The 17,212-nt window shown below is 62.8% G+C and carries 16 protein-coding genes, 1 tRNA gene and 2 pseudogenes; 5 read left to right on the top strand and 14 right to left on the bottom strand.

Features of this window, described 5'->3' with window-relative positions:
• Both JYJ84_RS12385 and JYJ84_RS12380 read left to right on the top strand, forming a co-directional pair.
• Window positions 1-442: TolC family protein (locus JYJ84_RS12385; protein ID WP_205184072.1), on the top strand; the 442-nt coding region annotated here is incomplete at its 5' end.
• Window positions 443-559: 117 nt separating this feature from the next.
• Window positions 560-817, top strand: a complete 258-nt coding sequence (locus JYJ84_RS12380; RefSeq protein WP_174959514.1) for a DUF4148 domain-containing protein — start codon at window positions 560-562, stop codon at window positions 815-817.
• A gap of 73 nt (window positions 818-890) precedes the next feature.
• On the opposite strand, the gene JYJ84_RS12375 is transcribed toward JYJ84_RS12380, so the two are convergent.
• The 3 genes from JYJ84_RS12375 to JYJ84_RS12365 are packed head-to-tail and all read right to left on the bottom strand — an operon-like array spanning window position 891 to window position 3,653.
• Window positions 891-1,556 carry a response regulator transcription factor gene (locus tag JYJ84_RS12375; protein ID WP_174959512.1) on the bottom strand — a complete coding sequence of 222 codons (666 nt, stop codon included), beginning with the start codon at window positions 1,554-1,556 and terminating at the stop codon, window positions 891-893.
• Between the two features lie 19 nt (window positions 1,557-1,575).
• Window positions 1,576-2,967, bottom strand: coding sequence for a HAMP domain-containing sensor histidine kinase (locus tag JYJ84_RS12370; protein ID WP_174959510.1), 1,392 nt, complete (start codon window positions 2,965-2,967; stop codon window positions 1,576-1,578).
• An 11-nt stretch (window positions 2,968-2,978) separates the two neighbouring features.
• Window positions 2,979-3,653 (bottom strand): response regulator transcription factor, encoded by a 675-nt coding sequence (locus JYJ84_RS12365; RefSeq protein WP_043189293.1) that lies wholly within the window; start codon window positions 3,651-3,653, stop codon window positions 2,979-2,981.
• Between the two features lie 216 nt (window positions 3,654-3,869).
• Between JYJ84_RS12365 and JYJ84_RS12360 the strand changes: the two genes are divergently transcribed.
• On the top strand, window positions 3,870-4,169 hold the full coding sequence (locus JYJ84_RS12360; protein ID WP_175222635.1) for a DUF4148 domain-containing protein: 300 nt from the start codon (window positions 3,870-3,872) through the stop codon (window positions 4,167-4,169).
• A 108-nt stretch (window positions 4,170-4,277) separates the two neighbouring features.
• Here the strand turns inward: JYJ84_RS12360 and cyoD are convergent, their stop codons facing one another.
• From cyoD to JYJ84_RS12330, 6 genes are all read right to left on the bottom strand, one after another.
• Entirely contained in the window at window positions 4,278-4,610 is a 333-nt protein-coding gene (gene cyoD, locus JYJ84_RS12355; RefSeq protein ID WP_122945740.1) for a cytochrome o ubiquinol oxidase subunit IV, read from the bottom strand.
• Complete coding sequence (cyoC, locus tag JYJ84_RS12350) at window positions 4,611-5,219, bottom strand: cytochrome o ubiquinol oxidase subunit III (RefSeq protein ID WP_034188894.1); 609 nt, start codon at window positions 5,217-5,219, stop codon at window positions 4,611-4,613.
• Window positions 5,219-7,225, bottom strand: coding sequence for a cytochrome o ubiquinol oxidase subunit I (gene cyoB, locus JYJ84_RS12345; RefSeq protein ID WP_122945742.1), 2,007 nt, complete (start codon window positions 7,223-7,225; stop codon window positions 5,219-5,221). The genes cyoC and cyoB overlap by 1 nt, the downstream gene beginning before the upstream one ends.
• A 3-nt stretch (window positions 7,226-7,228) precedes the next feature.
• Window positions 7,229-8,116: a ubiquinol oxidase subunit II gene (cyoA, locus tag JYJ84_RS12340; protein WP_122945743.1), complete on the bottom strand. Its 888-nt coding sequence runs from the start codon at window positions 8,114-8,116 to the stop codon at window positions 7,229-7,231.
• A 275-nt stretch (window positions 8,117-8,391) separates the two neighbouring features.
• On the bottom strand, window positions 8,392-9,921 hold the full coding sequence (locus tag JYJ84_RS12335) for a NuoM family protein (RefSeq protein WP_122945744.1): 1,530 nt from the start codon (window positions 9,919-9,921) through the stop codon (window positions 8,392-8,394).
• Window positions 9,922-10,701: 780 nt separating this feature from the next.
• A complete protein-coding gene (locus JYJ84_RS12330) occupies window positions 10,702-11,595 on the bottom strand; it encodes a LysR family transcriptional regulator (RefSeq protein WP_175222636.1) in 894 nt (297 codons plus the stop codon).
• Window positions 11,596-11,698: 103 nt separating this feature from the next.
• Between JYJ84_RS12330 and JYJ84_RS12325 the strand changes: the two genes are divergently transcribed.
• Entirely contained in the window at window positions 11,699-12,883 is a 1,185-nt protein-coding gene (locus JYJ84_RS12325) for an isochorismatase family protein (RefSeq protein WP_205169197.1), read from the top strand.
• Window positions 12,884-13,279: 396 nt separating this feature from the next.
• On the opposite strand, the gene JYJ84_RS12320 is transcribed toward JYJ84_RS12325, so the two are convergent.
• Together JYJ84_RS12320 and JYJ84_RS12315 are read right to left on the bottom strand one after the other, a co-directional pair.
• Window positions 13,280-13,837, bottom strand: a complete 558-nt coding sequence (locus tag JYJ84_RS12320) for an Imm70 family immunity protein (protein ID WP_205184070.1) — start codon at window positions 13,835-13,837, stop codon at window positions 13,280-13,282.
• Between the two features lie 93 nt (window positions 13,838-13,930).
• On the bottom strand, window positions 13,931-14,395 hold the full coding sequence (locus JYJ84_RS12315) for a hypothetical protein (protein WP_205184066.1): 465 nt from the start codon (window positions 14,393-14,395) through the stop codon (window positions 13,931-13,933).
• 426 nt (window positions 14,396-14,821) lie between these two features.
• Between JYJ84_RS12315 and JYJ84_RS37765 the strand changes: the two are divergent.
• Window positions 14,822-15,066: pseudogene (locus tag JYJ84_RS37765) on the top strand (IS481 family transposase); the annotation flags it as partial.
• Between the two features lie 193 nt (window positions 15,067-15,259).
• Here the strand turns inward: JYJ84_RS37765 and JYJ84_RS12310 are convergent.
• The 3 genes and pseudogenes from JYJ84_RS12310 to JYJ84_RS12300 form a co-directional block, all read right to left on the bottom strand.
• Window positions 15,260-15,353: transfer RNA gene (locus tag JYJ84_RS12310), tRNA-Ser, on the bottom strand.
• A gap of 110 nt (window positions 15,354-15,463) precedes the next feature.
• The gene (locus tag JYJ84_RS12305; RefSeq protein WP_027787050.1) at window positions 15,464-16,717 is read right to left on the bottom strand and encodes an aspartate kinase; all 1,254 of its coding nucleotides are present in this window, start codon (window positions 16,715-16,717) and stop codon (window positions 15,464-15,466) included.
• Window positions 16,718-17,059: 342 nt separating this feature from the next.
• Window positions 17,060-17,212, bottom strand: a pseudogene (locus JYJ84_RS12300) (TilS substrate C-terminal domain-containing protein); the annotation flags it as partial.

Here is a 17,212-nt window from a genome sequence, read left to right as displayed (position 1 = left end):
GAGCGATACGTTTTCGCCGTGGCTCGCTGCGCCAAACGAGATCTGGTCGATCGGACCGCGTCTCGCCATGACGCTGTTCGACGGCGGACGGCGTGCCGCCGGCGTACGCCACGCGCGTGCGCAGTTCGACGAACAGGGCGCACGCTATCGCGCCGTCGTGCTGCAGGCGTTCCGCGAAGTCGAGGACGATCTTGCACAGTTGCACCGCCTCGGCGACGAATCGGACCAGGATGACGCGGCGCTCGTCGCGTCGCGGCATTCGCTTGCGCTGGCGATGTCGCGCTATCGCGACGGCGCGGTCAGCTATCTCGACGTGGTCACCGCGCAGACGACCGAACTCGATACGCAGATCGCGTCGCTCGACGTCGACGCCCGACGCCTGCAGGCATCCGTCGGGCTCGTGCGCGCGCTCGGCGGCGGCTGGCACGACGCACGTTCATGAACGTTTCTTCATCGGCACGCCGGGCGCCCGGACGGGCGCACCCGATAACGTGTGTCAGGCCGGCACCGCATCCGCGACACCGGCCTCCGACCTTCGACCTTCGATAAGGATCACGCCATGAAGACCTTGATATTCGCCACGGCCCTTTCCGCCCTCTGCGTCGCACTGCCCGGCCAGGCCAGCGCAACGCAGCCCGACACCGCGGCTGCGCCGCAGACGTTCGCCGCGACCGCAACCGCACCGTTGTCGTCGCAACCGGCATGGAACACACGGCCGGCAACGCCGCTGACACGCGCGCAAGTCTATCGCCAGCTCGTCCGCGCCGAACGCGACGGCCAGCTCGCGCAGCTCAACCGCGAACTCTATTCGCACTGACCGCCCGCAATCGAACCTGCCGCGCGACGCGCGGCATACATGCCATCCTCAAGCGCGACGCGATACCGCGTCGTCATCCGCCCGCGTCGAACCTGAACCCGAATCGCGCAATCGTTTCGATGCGCGCGGAAAACGCGTGCGCGGCCAGCTTGCGCCGCAACCGCACGACCAGCGCGTTGACCGTCTCGGGTTCGACATCGGCATCGCCCCACGCATAACGAAGCACGGCATCGCGCCCGACCGGCCGCCCCGCTTCGCGCAGCAAGCATTCGACGAGACGGAATTCCCGTGTGCTGAGCGCCAGCCGCCGGCCACGCTCTTCGAGCGCGCGCGTAGCCGCGTCGAGCCGGATCGACTCGCGCATCGCGATGACGCCCGTGCGGCGCCACAGCGCGCGCAACCGCTCGTGCAGTTCCACGAACGAACACGGATGCGCAAGACACACGTCGCAGCCGGCCTCAAGTATCTGCGCGCGCTGCGCGGCTGTCGCGCCGGCAACGATCGTCGCAATCGTCGCGCCTTCGGCCGATGCGACGAGTCGCGGCAGCGCATCGAGGATCGCCGGGCCGGCGGCCGTGTCGGGCGCCACGATCACGATGGCATCGAACCGCTCCTGCGTCGCCACGAAGCAGCCGTCGCGCCATCCGTCGACGCGCTCGACGCCATGCGTGCTCTCGCGAAATGCCTTGTCGAGCCGCGCGGCTTCCGGGTTCGGCGGGGAAATCAGCAGGATGCGCATCGACGGTTCCCCGACGCCGTCATGCGAGCGAGCGCGGCCAGCACTCGACCGTGATCGCCGCCCCGGCCAGTGGCGCATCGCCGATCCGCAACTCGAAGCCGTGCACGCGCGTCACCGCCGAGACGATGCTCAGTCCCAGCCCCGAGCCGCTCACATGGCGCGTGCGCTCGCCACGATAGAAGCGCTCGAGTACCGCGTCGCGCTCGCCGGGCGGGATGCCGGGCCCGGTGTCTTCGAACCGCACGAGCGGCCCGCTCGGTGTCGCATGGAGCGCGACACGCACGCGGCCGCCCGGTGGCGTGAACTTGATCGCGTTGTCCGCCAGATTGCTGAACGCCTCGAACAGCAACGCGCGATCGCCATGAATACGGTCGACCGGTGTCGCATCGAGTTCGAACGACACGTCGACGGCTTCCGCCAGCGGTTCGTAGAGCTCGCAGACGTCGCGCAGCAACGCCGTGACGTCGACTGCAGCGAAGCCGCCACGCCGGCTCAGCGTGCCGATCTCGGAGATGCGCAGCATCGCGCGAAAGCGCTCGAGCAACCGGTCGGTCTCGTCGCGCGCCGACGCGAGCAGTGCCGACGACGCCGGGTCGTCCGCGCAAAACGGCTGCTCGGCGAGCCGGGCCAGCATCGTGTGCACGCGAGCGAGCGGCGTGCGCAGATCGTGCGCGATCCCGTCGCAGGTATGCCGCACCTCACCCATCAGCCGCTCGACTTCGTCGAGCATGTGGTTCACGAGATGCGCGAGCAGGTCGAGTTCGTCATGGCGTCCAACCGGCAGCCGCTTGCCGAGATCGCCCTCGGCGATTTGTCGCGTGACGCGCCGGATCGCGGCGACGCGGCGCATCTGCCGCATGCCGAGCATGCTGCCGCCCGCGATACCCGCGATCAGGATCATCACGCCGCCGATCACGAGCCCGCGGATCGCGACATCGCGGATCTGGATGAAATGCGACAGGTCGCGCGCGACCACCAGCGTCATCCCGTTGTCGCGGCGCACGGCCATCGCGCGCGTGATCGGCGCGGGCTGGCCGTCGAGCGGAGCAAGCGTGCGGTTCAGCGTGCGTCCGTCACGATCCGTGCGCAGCGCGGGCAGTGTCGCGATGTCACCGGCCACGCGGCGCCCGTTCGCGTCGAACAGCCCGTAGAAACTGGTATGCATGTGCTCGTGCTCGAGCCGCCGGTGGATCGCGAGCGGCAGCTCGGCATCGGGAATCGAATCGAAATAGATCAGTTGCCACGCGAGCACCTCGTCGGTGTCGCGCGTCATCGTGTGCGTCGCGGCCACGCTGATCACGCCCGCGAGCAGCAGCAGCGAAACCGAGAAGATCGCCGCATACGCGCACAGCCAGCGAAACGTCGTCGTGTGCCAGCGGCGCGTGAAGTTCGCCGCGCGAGCCGCATCCATCCTCGCCTCCGTCACGCGAGCATGTAGCCCGAGCCGCGCACCGTCTGGATCATCGGGTTCGCGCCGGGCGGATCGATCTTCTTGCGCAACCGGCCCATGTGGACGTCGATCAGGTTGGTGCCGGGATCGAAGTGATAGCCCCACACGGTTTCGAACAGCATCGTGCGCGTGATCGTCTGGCCCGCATTGCGCATCATGAATTCGAGCACGCGGAATTCGGTCGGCAACAGCGGAATCTCGTCGGCCCCGCGACGCGCGCAGCGCGAAATGAGGTCGAGCTCGAGCGCGCCGACCTTCAACAGCGTCTGCTGCGGCACGCCCGACGCCTGCCGGCGACGCAGCAGCACCTCGATGCGGGCGCTCAGCTCGCCGGAATCGAACGGCTTCGTCAGGTAATCGTCGCCGCCCGCGCGCAACCCGCGGATGCGCTCGTCGACATCGCCGAGCGCGCTCAGCATCAGCACCGGCGTATCGATGCCGACCGTGCGCATCGCGGTCAGGATCGCGAGGCCGTCCGCGCCCGGCAGCATCCGGTCGAGCGTGATCGCGTCGTACGATGCGCTCATCGCGCGCAGCATGCCTTCGCGGCCGTTGTCGATCCACTCGACCTCGAACCCGCGCGCGGTCAGTTCGCCGACGATTTCGTTCGCGGTCACCGCATCATCCTCGACCGTCAGTACTCGCATGGTTGCCCTCGCAATGAACGTCATGACGGGCGCACGCAATGCGCCCGCGACTATCGTAGACGACCCGGTCGCCGTCCGGCGTTACATGAAAATTGCTTCATCCAGCTTCTCGGCGCACGGGTAAAAGATGTTTCATCCGTGCGTCGCCCGCCCCGTCGTGCGCGCCGCCTACGCTGACGTCATGCGGCATCGGGCCGCGAAACCAGGAGCTACCGGATGAAACTGTCGACTACCGTCGCCTGCATGCTGCTCGCATGCGCCAGCACCGCCGCGTTCGCGGCCCCTCACCTGACGCCGCAGGAATGCAACGCCTACCCGTTCGTCCACACCGGCCACGACGTCACGCGTGCGGACCTCGTGCGCGAGCTGACCGAACTCGAACAGGTCGGCTACGATCCGGCGCACGCGAGCCCCTACTACCCCGACGATCTCGACGGTGCGAAGCATCGTCTCGCTGCCGAGTACCGTTCGGACTGCACGCATGCGCTGACGGCCGATGCGGGCGCCCGGCACTGACCCCGCTGCCCGGCGCAACCCGGCCGGGAAAAACAAAAAGGCGGCACTCGCGTGCCGCCTTTTGTTCATGAAAGCGCATGGATATCGACCGCTGCGCCGCGATGCCGCTCAGCGCGACATCATGTTCATGCTGACGTTGTGCATCACCCACAGCGTGCCGACGATCAGGATCGCCGCGGTCAGCACCGTGTAGCTGAACGCCATCACGTTCCAGCGCTGGCCCGACGAGCCGTTCATGTGCAGGAAGTACACGAGGTGCACGACGATCTGCACGAACGCGAGCACCGCAAGCGCGATCAGCGACGCGTGCGGCGACAGCACGCCGCCCATCACGAGGCCGAACGACGCGGCCGTGAGCAGCACCGACAGGATGAAACCGGCGAAGTAGCCGCCGACACTGCCGTGCCCTTCTTCGAGTTGAGACGAATGCGAATGGGCCATTTAGATCACGCTCGCGAGATAGACAAAGGAAAACACGCAGATCCACACGATGTCGAGAAAGTGCCAGAAGAGGCTCAGGCACGTCAGGCGTCGCAGGTCGCGATCGGTCAGGTCGCCGCCGCGGAACACGATCTGCCCGGCGAGCACGATCATCCACAGCAGGCCGGCCGTCACGTGCAGCCCGTGCGTGCCGACCAGCGTGAAGAACGCCGACAGGAACGCGCTGCGCTGCGGGCCCGCGCCTTCCGCGATCAGGTGCGAGAACTCGCGCAGCTCCATCGCGAGAAACGCCGCGCCGAGCACGAACGTCACCGCGAGCCACGCGAGCAACGCGCCGCGCCGCTGCTTGTAGGCGGCGAGCATCGCGAAACCGTAGGTGATGCTCGACAGCAGCAGCGCGGCGGTTTCCACCGCGACGCCCGGAATGTCGAACAGTTCTTTCGCGGTCTGCCCGCCCGCATACTGGTGGCCGAGCACCGCGAATGTCGCGAACAGCGCCGCGAAGATCACGCAGTCGGTCATCAGGTACAGCCAGAACCCGAACACCGAGTGCGACGGCGGATGGTCGTCGTGCTCGAGCAGGGTTGCGCTCAAGGTTTTCTGCAACATCAGTTGGCCTCCAGTTCCACGTCGTCGACGCGCGCAGCCACGCGCTTCGTCGGCTGCTTGTCTTCGATCTTCCGCACCGTCGACGCGGGGATGTAATAGCCGTCGTTATCGCGCGAGCTGTAGATCACGAGCGTCGCGATGATGCCGACCAGCCCGCCGATCGCCATCCACCAGATGTGCCACACCAGCGCGAAGCCGAGCACCAGGCTGAAGATCGCGATCACGAGGCCCGCGCAGGTATTCGACGGCATGTGAATGTCGCGAATCGATGCCGGGTTCGGCCGGCCTTCGCCGCGTGCCTTCATGTCCGCATACGCGTCGAGCGTGCGCACCTGCGGGATCACCGCGAAGTTGTAGTCGGCCGGCGGCGACGAGGTCGCCCACTCCAGCGTGCGGCCGCCCCACGGATCGCCGGTGGTATCGCGGTACTCGGGCAGGTTGCGGTTGCGGATGCTGACCACCAGTTGCAGCAGCTGGCACGCAATGCCGATCGCGATCAGCACGGCGCCGAATGCGGCGACCAGCAGCCACGGATGCCAGGCCGGGTTGTCGTAGTGGTTGATCCGGCGCGTCATGCCCATGAAGCCGAGCACGTAAAGCGGCACGAACGCAACGTAGAAACCGATCTGCCAGAACCAGAATGCCGCCTTGCCGAGCTTCTCGTTCAGCTTGAAGCCGAACGCCTTCGGGAACCAGTAGTTGAAGCCCGCGAGATAGCCGAACAGCACGCCGCCGATGATCACGTTGTGGAAGTGCGCAATCAGGAACAGGCTGTTGTGCAGCACGAAGTCCGCACCCGGAATCGCCATCATCACGCCGGTCATGCCACCGAGCGTGAACGTGACCATGAAGCCGATCGTCCACAGCACGGGCGTCGTGAATTCGATCCGGCCGCGATACATCGTGAACAGCCAGTTGAACACCTTCACGCCGGTCGGGATCGCGATGATCATCGTCATGATCCCGAAGAACGCATTCACGTTCGCACCCGAGCCCATCGTGAAGAAGTGGTGCAGCCACACGAGGAACGACAGCACCATGATCGCGCAGGTCGCATACACCATCGTCTTGTAGCCGAACAGCGGCTTCTTCGCGAAGGTCGCGATGACTTCCGAGAAGATCCCGAACGCCGGCAGGATCAGGATGTACACCTCAGGGTGACCCCATGCCCAGATCAGGTTCAGGTAAAGCATCGCGTTGCCGCCGGCTTCGTTCGTGAAGAAGTGCATGCCGAGGTAACGGTCGAGGCCGAGCAGCGCGAGCGTCGCGGTCAGGATCGGGAACGACGCCATGATCAGCACGTTCGTGCAGAGCGCGGTCCACGTGAACACCGGCATCTTCATCAGCGTCATGCCCGGCGCGCGCATCTTGATGATCGTCACGAAGAAGTTCACGCCGGTCAGCAGCGTGCCGACGCCCGAGATCTGCAGCGCCCACAGGTAGTAGTCGACCCCTACCCCCGGACTGAACTGCAGCTCCGACAGCGGCGGATACGCGAGCCAGCCGGTCTGCGCGAATTCACCGATCACGAGCGAAACGTTGATCAGGATCGCGCTCACGGCCGTCATCCAGAACGAGAGCGAGTTGATGAACGGGAATGCCACGTCGCGCGCGCCGATCTGCAGCGGCACGATCAGGTTCATCAGCCCGACCATGAACACCATTGCCATGAAGAAGATCATGATCACGCCGTGAGCCGTGAAGACCTGGTCATAGTGGTGCGGCGGCAGGTAGCCGGGCCCGTTGTACGCGAGTGCGAGCTGCATGCGCATCATGATCGCGTCGGCGAAGCCGCGCAGCAGCATGATCAGCGCGACGATGATGTACATCACGCCGAGTCTCTTGTGGTCGACCGTGGTCAGCCATTCCGTCCACAGCCATTTCCACCGGCCGGTGATCGTCAGCGCGGCGAGAATGCCCAGCACGACCAGCCCCATGAAGACACCGGCCCCCATGATGATGGGCTGATCGAACGGGATCGCCGAGAGTGTGAGTTTGCCGAACATGCGTTACCCCTTCGTGCCGCAGGCGGCGTCCTTCAGGTCGAGGACGTGGCCATCGTTGTATTTCGCGATGATGTTGTGGAAGAGTCGCGGATCGACCGACGAGAAGTAGCGCACGGGCGCCTTCTCGCTCGGTTGCGCGACGGTGCCGTACACGGTCGCGTCAAGCCGGTCCGGCGACGCCTTCACCTTCTGCACCCATGCATCGAACTGTTCGCGCGGCTCGGCGAGCGTGCGGAACTTCATGTCGGAGAAGCCGCGGCCGCTGAAGTTGGCGGACGTGCCCGCGTAGTTGCCGGGCTCGTCGGCGATCAGGTGCAGGCGCGTCTGCATGCCGGCCATCGCGTAGACCTGGCCACCGAGCTGCGGAATGAAGAACGAGTTCATCACCGAATCCGACGTGATGCGGAAGTTCACCGGCGTGCCGACCGGAATCGCAAGCTGGTTCACCGACGCGATGCCGAGTTCCGGATAGATGAACAGCCACTTCCAGTCGAGCGCGACGACCTCGACGTCGATCGGCTTCACCGACGACTCGAGCGGCTTGTACGGGTCGAGCTCGTGCGTGGTCTTCCACGTGAGCACGGCGAGGAACAGGATGATCAGCGTCGGCACCGTCCAGATCACGACCTCGATCGCGGTCGAGTGCGACCAGTTCGGCGCGTAGGTGGCGTTGCGGTTCGATGCGCGGTAACGCCACGCGAACCACAGCGTGAGCAGGATCACCGGCACGACGACGATCAGCATCGCCCAGGTGGACGTCGCGATCAGCGCCTTTTCGGCAGCGCCCACGCTTCCTTTCGGATTTAGTACATCTAAATTACAGCCTGACAGGCTCAAAGCCGCGCCGATCGACATCAGCGCCACCCAGCCTTTTGAAGCTTTTCTTTTCATCACACAGCCCGAGGGTCATTGAATCCGTTTGCGTATGCCCGATGCGCATTCGATCCACGAAAGTGGCCGAATCATACGTCGCGCGAGTGCGATGAAAAACCAGCTAATGCGGAAAATCATCATTGCAGAATCTGCCGTGAGACAGATTGTCGCGGGGCAATTTCACGCAGCCGAAAGCGGGCCCGGCGCTGCCTGCGCCGGACCGCGATCGAATCGATGTGTGTGCAACGACCGCACCGCCGTGCGATGCGCCCCGCTCGCGCGACGTGCCGCGCTCAGCCGCGCGTCGACGCCATGTACGACGGCTGCGGCTGCGCAGGGCCGTCCCCGGTCGGCAGCTTCGAATGGCTCGCGTCTTCGATCAGCCTGCCGACAGTCGGATCGATCGCGTCGGTGAACGGCTTCGGATCGATGCCGACCGCCAGCACGACCAGCGCGAGCGACGCGAACATCACGATCTCGCGACGGTTCAGGTCGGCGAGCTTCGCGATCCGCTGGCTCGCGACCTTGCCGAACACCACGCGCTTGAGCAACCACAGCGTGTACGACGCGCTGAGGATCAGCGTCAGCGCCGCGATGGCGCCGATCCAGAAATTGAAGCGGATCGCGCCCATGATGACCATGAACTCGCCGACGAACCCCGACGTACCCGGCAGGCCGACGTTGGCCATCGCGAACAGCACCGTGAAGGTCGCGAATCGCGGCATCACGCCCGCCACACCGCCGTACGCGGCGATCTCGCGCTGCTTCGTGCGATCGACGAGCACGTTCACGCACAACAGCATCGCACCCGCGACGAAGCCGTACGACACGAGTTGCACGATGGCGCCTTCGACACCGATCCGGTTGAACAGGAACAGCCCGAGCGTCACGATCCCCATGTGCGCGACCGTCGAATACGCGAGCAGCTTGCCGAGATCGGTCTGCGCGAGCGCGATCAAGCTGGCATAGACGATCGCGAACAGCGACAGCGCGATCACGGCCGGCGCGAAGAAGTGGCTCGCATCGGGCGTGACCGGCAGCGCGAAGCGCAGGAACCCGTAGCCGCCGAGCTTGAGCATCGCGAGCATCAGCGCGGCGCCGGTCGGGCCGTCGGTATAGACGTCGCTCAGCCACGTGTGGACCGGCCACATCGGCACCTTGACCGCGAATGCGGCGAAGAAGCCGAGGAACACCAGCAACTGCGGTGCGAAGCCGAGCTGCAGCGTGCGCCACACGGCCATGTCGAACGTATGCGACTGCGCGTACAGGTACAGCATCGCCATCAGCAGCAACAGCGAGCCGGCGAACGAGATGAAGAAGAACTTCACGGCCGCGTACACGCGCCGCTCCCGCCCCCACGTACCGATCAGCAGGTACAGCGGGATCAGCGTCGCCTCGAAGAAGATGAAGAACAGCAGCCCGTCCTGTGCGACGAACACACCGACCATCAGCCCCGACAGGATCAGGAACGACGCGTAGTACTGCGCGACACGCACCGTGACCGACTCCCACGACGCCACCACCACGACGAGCGTCGTGAACGCGGTCAGCACGACGAGCCACAGCGACGCGCCGTCGATACCGACCCGCCATCCGGAATTGAATGCCGCCAGCCAGTTGCGGCTTTCGACGAATTGCATCGCAGCCGAGTGCGCATCGAAACCGGCGACCAGCGGAACGACCGCCGCCAGCCCCACCAGCGCGCCGACGAGCGCGATCAGCCGCGTTCGACGTGGATGTTGGTCGGAACCGGCGCGCAGCAGGCACGCGCCGAACAGGATCGGAGCCCAGATGGCCAGGCTCAGGAAGGGGAAATCATGCATGTCAACTAGGCCTTGATGAAGTCGCGCACTGCATCGGGGACAGGCGAGACGAAAGGAACGAAATCAAATCGACAGATAGATTTCGTGAATCGCCAGTGTTGGCAAAATGTAAAGCGACATCATCGGAAAACTTGACGTCGCTCAAACGCGATCGGGTTAACCAGCATAAGGCGATTGATTATTTTCTGCATCGCAGCAGAGCATCGATTTTTAGCGCCCGTCTATATCACTGATTTTTATGAGTAATTTTTTGTATTACCCGACTACGGCGGTCGCGAAAAACGACGCACTGCCGCATTTTTGACGTCGACGAGCCTTTTCGGAGGGTCGAAACGAGCTAATTGATGCCCGGCAGGACGGCAAGCATGCGGCGTCCGATCCTTACATCAATACTTTCATTTTTATTTCATTTCGCCTTACACGATGCAGGTCGAGAGAATGGTCGCTCCGCCCGCATCCCTCCCTTTCCCAACTGCGATCATCGATGACTCAAGCGGCCCGATATGCGAGTCGTCACCGTGCGATGGTGGTCGTGTAGCGCGGAAAAATGGACGATGCGAGCGTCATCGCATCGACGATATTGCGCTCGTCGATCATGTAGCTTGCGGCGGGCAGATCCGACTTCGACGCCGGCGCCGTGACGATCGCCGCGCGTCATCATGCGCGACATCCTGCAGTGCGTGCGGGTCGAGTACGACGGAGAACGGTTCGAGCACGAGCAGCAATGCGTCCTGAGCCATCGCGACCAGCGGCGCGATGACTTTGAATCCCGCATCAGCCTTACAGCCGGTCGCCAAGCGCCAACAAGAAGTCGGCGGCAAGCCTGGTGCGCGCGGAGGCTTGGCGAGCTTTCTCATAGACCACCGACAAAGGGGCGCCGATGCTCTTGAAGTCGTCCAGGACAGGAACAAGTCGCCCCGCGGCCAACGACGGCGCCACGACATAATGCGGAGCTTGCAAGATACCGCCCCCGGCTTCCGACAGCGCCAGGAGCGCTGATGCATGGTCGCTGGCCAACGGCCCCACGGGGAAATGGCTGTACTGATCCCCGCCACGGACAAACATCCAATCTCGGAATTGTCCGCTGTTGACCATCACATAACGCAGACAGGTATGGTCGACCAGGTCGTCTGGTGTCTTGGGCACGCCCCGCGACTGCAGGTATGCCGGCGAAGCGACCGTCACAAAGCGATGAGCCGGCAACGGGCGGGCCACCAGCCGGGAGTCCGGCACTTCTCCCAACATCACGGCCAGGTCGAAACGCTCGGCCGTCATGTCGACGTGACGATCCGTCAAGGCCAGTTCGATATCCAGCCCGGGATGTGCGCTCAGCCATTCACCGAGCGCAGGCGCCAGCACATACTGACCGAAACTCACCGGGACGCAGAGCCGCAACTTGCCCCGCCATGGTTGCGACGCACCCGCCAGCCTGCTGCGAGCGTCCTCGATGTCCGTCATTCCCTGGCGGCAGACTGCGAAGAACACCTCGCCATCGCCGGTCAAGGTGATCTGCCGCGGCGAACGGTGAAACAGCCGAACGCCCAGTTCAGCTTCCAGGCGGGCTACCGCCTTGCTCACGGCTGAGGGGCTAAGCTGAAGCAATCGTGCCGCACGCGTGAAATTGCCGGCCTCGGCCGCGCGGACAAAGGTACTGATATCGGTAAATGGATCCACTCTACCATTCCCCATATTCACAATAAGTCTGAATTCTAAGGTCTTATCGTGACATGGGTTCATCCTTATAGTCGAACCCTCACTGATCGAAGAGGGGGTTGAGATGTTGAAATTCACGCAAAACTGGTTCTCGCGACTGTTCTTGTTGTCCGCCATGTCGGCCGGCTCCAGTGAAGCAGCCCCTCCCTCGTCGCAGCCTAAAGTCAGCGTTGCCGCATCTGCACGCCAACCGATACCGACCGTGCCGAACGACGGTCGATCTGCGCTGCTCATGATCGAATTTGTCAATGAATGGCTTGCTCCAGAAGGCAAGTTGAGACGGCTGATCAAGGATGAGCATCAGTTCTCTCGATCGCAGGAAGCCGCCAAGCTTGCGCTGGCGGCAGCACGTCAAGCGGGTATGCCCGTGATTCACGCGACGCTGCAGATGTCTTCCGACTACCGGGAGTTGGGGCGCGCTCGATTCGGTCTGCGTGGCGCAATTCAAAAGGCCGGCACCTGGCAGAAGCAAGAGAGTGGTTGGCAGTTCCATGGGCCGTATGCGCCGCTTGAAAATGAATTCGTTGTCAGCGGACGGGCAGGCGCCAGCGCTTTTTCCGCTTCCGATCTGGACAACTATCTGCGTGGCCAAGGCATCACTCGGCTGTACCTTGCCGGCTATGCCACCCATGTCTGCATTGAGTCGACACTGCGCGCCGCGCACGATCTGGGCTATGAACCGATCGTGCTGAGTGATGCCACCGCGGCGTTCACCGACCAACAGCAACAACACGTGTTGAATGAGGTCGTCCATCATTTCGGCTGGGCGATGCCGACTCGCGAGTTCGTCGACAGCGTGTCGTCCACGGGCAAGATCACCGATACGCCGGAAGCCTCGTCCGATGCGCCGCAGGCAGCGCCCGCAGAAACCTTGCGAACGCTCACGGCCCGTGGACAGGAGATTCCCGGCATTTCTGGCGCCGTCGTTGTAAAGGGCGATCTAGCGCTACTCAGTGGACATGTCCCGGTGGCTGCCGACGGAAGCGTCGCGCCTACGCTGGACGGTCAGTTGGAGCAAGCCTTCCAGAACCTGGATAGCACGTTGCGTCATGCGGGTAGTTCGCTCGACCGGATTGCCCGGATGACCCTGTACGTGCGCGGCTACCGCGCGGAGCAGCTCGGCACCATTCGTACGGTTCGCGATCGCTGGCTCAATGGGCATGCGCCGGCCAGTGCGCTCATTGGCGTTGAGTCGCTGTTTCGGCCGGACGTCCTGGTGGAAATCGACGCTATCGCGATAACGCGCTGAACGGGATCTCGTCCGGCTCCCCATAGTGGCCTGCGCGTCTCGTGCGTTCGAGGGCGGCTACCGCGGATTGACCAGCTCGGCTGAGCCGCCCTATCGACGCCAAACCGATCAGCGCCGGGCACACTGAACCGCGCCGGGTTTTGTGGAGGCTCCACCGCTTGAGCGCGCGGAGCCATGAACAAGAAGCCAACTCCGAGCCTGATGCTGGGCATATTCACGCGATCACACACGAACTCCTTGTGGCCTGCACGCTCAGGCCCGGACAGTGAGATCTTCACTTACGCCGCGATCAAAATCGAGATGGAAGAATTCTCGCCAAACACCTTCTTTATAAGGACATACAAAAATCCAATTTAGCGTGAGCAGATGATACACGCGACTCATGCCGACTCAGCCTCAAACCTCCTCGATAGCAACGTCGGATTTATTTTGCTTCGCATCATCGAAGGCCTCGATTAGAAGATCGAACAAATCGCGCCCTGTGCTAGACACAAAGTAGTTGCTCATCGAGGTAATATCCGAGCTAATATCGCTCCCCCAAGGAGGTTGTTTTGACCGATCTTCGTAATCCCATATCACAGCAGTCGGCGGAAAATTCTTCAACTCCTCCCGAATCGCCCGCAACTCCTCCAGTGCTTTTTCGACATGCTGCGCTGACACACTTCCTTCGTAAAACTCGCTCGACACAACAGGGTACTTCGTTCCAGGACCCTTGGGCTCCAAAAGCCCCCAAATTGTGGAAAAGAACGAATTAAAGAAGCTCGACGCTCCGACCTCGTCAACTATTGACCCTACTCGTACGCCAACTGACATGTGCCACCTCAATATGGTAATGTCGCTTGGCTGAATTATACCGTTGCTGCGCGTGGCAATTGACTGAATGACATTTTGCAAGTCACCACGAATGTCTACAAAAAGCGATTGGACTTTATTCGAAGGCAATTGCTCGCCCAATATATCGCCTGATTTGACACGTTATCGGTCAATTGCTCTTGGCCTGCAGATGTCTCGATATTGTAGGTCTTGACTTCAACGCTCGAACCATCTTTATCTTCGCCACTGCACCACCAATGTCAGAAGCTTTACCCGCTTGACCCGCTTGACCAGCCTTTCCGGCAACACCCGCTCCACCGACGAACACCGTCCCGCGATAATGGATTCCGGCCTTGCCATCATCAACACGCGAAACACGCAACCAGACTCAATTGCGCCTTGAGCATATTTGTCGCACCAGATGGAATGTGGGCCGTTCTGCACGTTTGTCGGTGAGACAAAGATCGCGCTATCCGGGGCATTCGCCACATGATCATCGTCGTCGGCACGATCAAATGCCGGGACGTTGCCATCGGACAAATCGTTCAGGTCGGAAAACGCGCGACCGAGAGGGCGGCGAAGAAAACGGCTCCCTTCAGCCCCGCCGAGCACTATCCAAACCACACTGCGCCGAAGCTTTCTATGTAACGCGGCAGTTGTCACATTGCCGAAGCGCCAAGGCCTCTTACAGCCCTGCATTCCCTACTTCCCGCTCAAAGGTGGACCAGCGAACCGGAACTGCAACGACAGCGACAGCGACAGTGGCATCGGCATCGGCATCAGCTTGCCATTGTGATCAGGAATGCGAACGTTGCGTGCCGCGGCGAAGGATACTACCCAACAGGTTGACCAGAATCGCCTCGTAAGTCGCCTCATAGACGGCACACAGTTCGTTCGCCGCGCGAAAAAAAGGCCGTCAAATGCTTGAGCACTTGCCAAGCTGTCAGCGGGTAATGGTCGGGTTTCCGTTGTCGCCAAACCCTGCGACCTCCAGCGCATGCCCCACTCCGGCGGGGGGCGACACCTCGCCTCATGGATCGTTTTGCTGACTGAGCCGTCGCGTCTAGGACCTCCTGCACGAAGGCGCCATGATCGCCGTCGATCGGCGAGTTGGGCCCACCAACCGCCGCGACAACGGCCTTGCTGTTCGTGGAATTGCGTCGGAAGCGCTTGCCGCAACGTCATGGACGCGTCTGTAGCGACCGTCGGTCACACGTGTTGCGCGCGCCGGACTGTCCCGATTGGGCGACCTGCAACCGCACGAACCGTTTCAGCGCAACGAACACGAGGCATCGGACGACTTACTGCACGTCGACATCAAGAAGCTCGGTTATATCGCGCGTCCTGCTCATCGCGTTACCGGCAATCGCGCGATACGGTGAAGCGCTTGGGCTAGGAGCGCTTTACACGAACATCCATATGCAGCCCCGGCTCGAGTGCAATGAGCCGAGCGTACGACCCAGAGCCCTAGGGGCAGTTGGAGCCCGATGATGGGCCTAGTGATGGGCTGAAAAAGAAAAAGCCCCGCAAGTCCGAGAACTTGCGGGGCTTTGTCACCGCTTTTGGCGGAGACGGAGGGATTCGAACCCTCGATCCAGGTTTTGGCCCAGATGCTCCCTTAGCAGGGGAGTGCCTTCGACCTCTCGGCCACGTCTCCCAAACTTTCGCTCGCACCAGGGAGGCAGTGCGACGAGAACAAGATAATATAGGGTTTCGAACCGTACGTCAATTTCCGTGATGCATTTTCTTCAACGCATCACGAAAAATTCACGATGCCTGGTCGAGTTCGAATGCCTTGTGCAGCGCGCGGACGGCCAGCTCCATGTATTTCTCGTCGATCAGCACCGAAATCTTGATTTCGGACGTCGAGATCATCTGGATGTTGATGCCCTCTTCCGACAGCGTGCGGAACATCTTGCTCGCGACGCCCACGTGCGAACGCATGCCGACGCCGACGACCGACACCTTCGACACCTTCGGGTCGCCCTGCACCTGCTCGGCGTTCACGTGGCCCTTCACCTGGTTGGTGAGGATGTCCATCGCCTTCTGGTAGTCGCCACGGCCGACCGTGAACGTGAAGTCGGTTTTGCCCTGGACGCTCTGGTTCTGGATGATCATGTCGACGTCGACGTTCGCATCCGCGACCGGGCCGAGGATCTGATACGCGATGCCCGGCTTGTCGGGCACGCCCATCACAGCAATGCGTGCTTCGTCGCGCTGGAACGCGATGCCGGAAATGACTGCCTTTTCCATGGTCTCGTCTTCTTCAAAAGTAATCAGGGTGCCCGAGCGCATTTCTTCGTCGAGCGCAATCAGCGGATCGGTCAGGCTCGACAGCACACGCGTCTTCACCTGGTATTTGCCGGCGAATTCGACCGAGCGGATCTGCAGGACCTTCGAGCCGAGGCTGGCCATTTCCAGCATCTCCTCGAACGTCACGCGATCGAGGCGTCGCGCCTCTTCGACGACGCGCGGATCGGTCGTGTAGACGCCATCGACGTCCGTATAAATCAGGCACTCTTCCGCACCCAGCGCAGCCGCGACCGCGACCGCCGACGTATCCGAGCCGCCACGGCCCAGCGTCGTGATGTGACCGTCCGGATCGACGCCCTGGAAGCCCGTGATGATCACAACCTTGCCTGCATTCAGATCGGCCTTCACGCGCTCGTCGTCGATCGAGTGAATGCGCGCTTTCGTGAACGCGCTGTCGGTCTTGATCGGGACTTGCCAACCGGCGTAGCTCACGGCCTCGACGCCGATTTCCTGCAGCGCGATCGACAGCAGGCCGACGCTGACCTGCTCGCCGGTCGACGCGATCATGTCGAGCTCGCGCGGGCTCGGCTGGCTCGAAATCTCTTTCGCGAGACCGAGCAGACGGTTGGTTTCGCCGGACATCGCCGAAGGCACGACCACCATCTGGTGCCCGGCCTGATGCCATTTTGCGACGCGTTTCGCGACGTTCTTGATGCGCTCGACCGAGCCCATCGAAGTGCCGCCGTATTTGTGTACGATGAGTGCCATTGTCGTTCTGAACTGGAGGAGAAACCGCACGGGCGCGCTGGGCAGGCCGCGTAGCCGTTCGGTCACGCGGCTTGTGGCTGTGGACGGACGACGAGGGAGACGGCTGGGACGCAACACGCAAGCGTGACGGATTTTGCCCGGAAGGCCGATCAGGCCGCGCAAACCGGGTACGTCACGCGGAAAACCTGCACAAATCGCTCAAAAATCGAGCCGAGCAAACGACCGAGCGTACCCGATAGAGGCCCGCTTGACAAGCCGCCCGCCGCGTCCGGGGTCGTTCCGGCGCTGTTTACCAAATGGTGAAAATGGGCGCGCCATGGCGCCGCCGGCAGCCTGTCGCCGTCATGCAATCAGCAGGTCCGGGCGCCACTCGATCCGGCGCCACGCGCCGTCGCCGGATGCCTCGCCACCGGACAGGCCGGCATCGCGGTTTACGCCGAGGCGCGGCACGTAGATCAGCAAGTCACCAGCGAACAGCAACGGCACGTCGCGCTG

Source organism: Burkholderia sp. LMG 13014 (assembly GCF_905232215.1).
GTDB lineage: Bacteria > Pseudomonadota > Gammaproteobacteria > Burkholderiales > Burkholderiaceae > Burkholderia.
The sequence above is the reverse complement of the archived record's forward strand: the minus strand, read 5'-3'. Positions and strand labels throughout refer to the sequence as shown.